The following is a 1,984-nucleotide window of genomic DNA, read 5'->3' as shown; positions in this document are numbered from 1 at the left end:
CAAGTGTGCAATCAAATACCATCGCAAGTAAAACAATCAATATTAATTTTACCTGTAATGCAGTATTGCCTGCTTACACAATTAGTTTTAGCGGCCGGGATGGCGGAGCTCCAAATAATGGCATTATTTCTGTAAAAGACAATAGCTCAGTAGGTTACCAATTGACCTGGGGAAATGGCACCGTTAAGCCAGCAAATAGTGCTGTTGTCACAAATGGTATGCCCATCACTCCCAATACAAAACCAACAACCAATAACTTTACGGTTCCAGTGATTGTTAAACCAGTCGCGTTGTCGGCACAAGCCATTCCTGGACTCGCGAATACCGCATTAACGATTAATGTAAAATTAAATTAAATGGAGCTAACTATGATAACGAAATCACTGTTCATTCTCGCCGGATTTTCACTTCCCTTTTATGCTGGCGCCACTAGCTTTGCCTCAAATGTTACCGGAGGTACCGTGACATCAAATATAAGCATGACGGTCAAGGCATCTTGCAGTGCTTCCGTGGCAGATGTTGCCTTTGGTGACCAAGCGGCGGGCGATATTAAAAAAGGGACGGTCGCCGACAAAGTGATGTCACTGGCAATTGCTTGCGATACAAAAATGGCCAATTATACCCTGACATTTACAGCTGCTGATGGTGTTAAAGATGTGGCAAATGGCATTATTAATACCAAGCTCAATTCGACTGTAGGTTATCAACTGCGGTGGGGTGATTCGACGGTAAAACCTCTGGATACCGCCATCACTGTTAATGGCACAGCCGTGACACCAACGAATAAACCCACCGCGGCAAGTTTTACGATCCCAATTAAAGTTAAGCCCGTTGCACTCGGTGAGATTGTATCTCCAGGGGCCGCCAATACAGCGTTAAATATTAAATTGACATTCAATTAATTGAGGGCTCTATGTTCAAATCTATGTTGCTTATCAGCCTGTTAATATTCAGTACAACGAGAGGTTATGGCTCTGAGCTAAAACCGGCATCCATCGTTGGCGGTGCTGTTCAATCGCAATTTAGTATGAATGTCAAAATTGCCACGTGTTTACCGGCCACGGTAGATAATGTGGCTTTTGGCCCTGTAGATACGGTCACTATTTTGTCGGGTGAAATTGAAGGGCACTCGACACTCTCACTGGATTGCTCTGGAACCATTAAGCCCCAGAGGATTTCAATACGCTTTGAGCCTGCTAATCCCCATTTAACTCTGGGATCATCTGGTTATATTGGCTCAAAAAATACCTCCTTGGGCTATCTTGTGACATGGGAAGACGCACAAATAGGTTCCATTAACGAAGGTGTCCCCATGGGAAAGGAGCTGTTTTTTAAAAAAGCAGAGGCCTCACTGATGAAAGTCAAACTAAAAATAAAACCGGTTGTCCTTCCGCTGGGCGGTCAATCCATTAGCTTAGGTAATGGGGACACCCATATTACTATCAAAATAAAATATATCTGATGCGAGCCTTTGTATGAACAAAAAAATATACGCGTATTTTATGGTCACTTGCTTAAATTTTTATTCGCCACTCACGCTGTCAGATGAAGCTCTCCCTGAAACTGAATTGGCCATTTCTCTGGATGTCGTTACGATCACTTGTAATATTAATGATGGGAAAGGATTTAATAAAATAGTGGATTTTGACGTGATTAATGAAAATGATTTACTGTCAGGAAAGCAACCTGCGGTAAAAACACAATTTATTATAGATTGTCAGAAAAGTGGGTTTAAACCTAATTATATTGATATCAAAGTGACTCCTGGTAGCCAAGGCGCATTACATAATGGCCTCGGGGGCGAACTTAAAACCAATTTATCGGGTGTCGGCATTTATTTATCGTGGTTAGATGCTACTCCAATTGACTTATCAGGCGTAAACAAACGTTTTAGTGTCAATCAGAATAATCAATTTGATATTAGTTTTTGGGCCAAACCTTATGCCCAAGGACAAGCAGTTGAAAAAGGTTTAATGAAAAGTAG

Annotated in this window: 3 protein-coding genes and 1 pseudogene; all 4 read left to right on the top strand. The window is 41.7% G+C overall.

Annotation, left to right across the window (positions count from 1 at the left end; translation table 11 throughout):
• A pseudogene (locus PSF27_RS20755) lies at positions 1–356 on the top strand (fimbrial protein); the annotation flags it as partial.
• Between the two features lie 105 nt (positions 357–461).
• Positions 462–902: a spore coat protein U domain-containing protein gene (locus tag PSF27_RS20750; RefSeq protein WP_272682189.1), complete on the top strand. Its 441-nt coding sequence runs from the start codon at positions 462–464 to the stop codon at positions 900–902.
• 11 nt (positions 903–913) lie between these two features.
• Positions 914–1,462, top strand: coding sequence for a fimbrial protein (locus PSF27_RS21175; RefSeq protein ID WP_272682188.1), 549 nt, complete (start codon positions 914–916; stop codon positions 1,460–1,462).
• A gap of 13 nt (positions 1,463–1,475) precedes the next feature.
• A partial coding sequence (locus PSF27_RS20740) for a fimbrial protein (protein ID WP_272682187.1) occupies positions 1,476–1,984 on the top strand: 509 nt, incomplete at its 3' end.

It is taken from the genome of Providencia sp. PROV129, from assembly GCF_028482245.1.
Classification (GTDB): domain Bacteria; phylum Pseudomonadota; class Gammaproteobacteria; order Enterobacterales; family Enterobacteriaceae; genus Providencia; species Providencia vermicola.
Note: the sequence above shows the minus strand (reverse complement) of the source record. Positions and strands in the feature narration are given on the sequence as shown.

Coding starts and splice junctions, on each gene's coding strand:
- PSF27_RS21175 (WP_272682188.1), top strand. CDS start 914: ATGTTCAAATCTATGTTGCTTATCAGCCTGTTAATATTCAGTACAACG.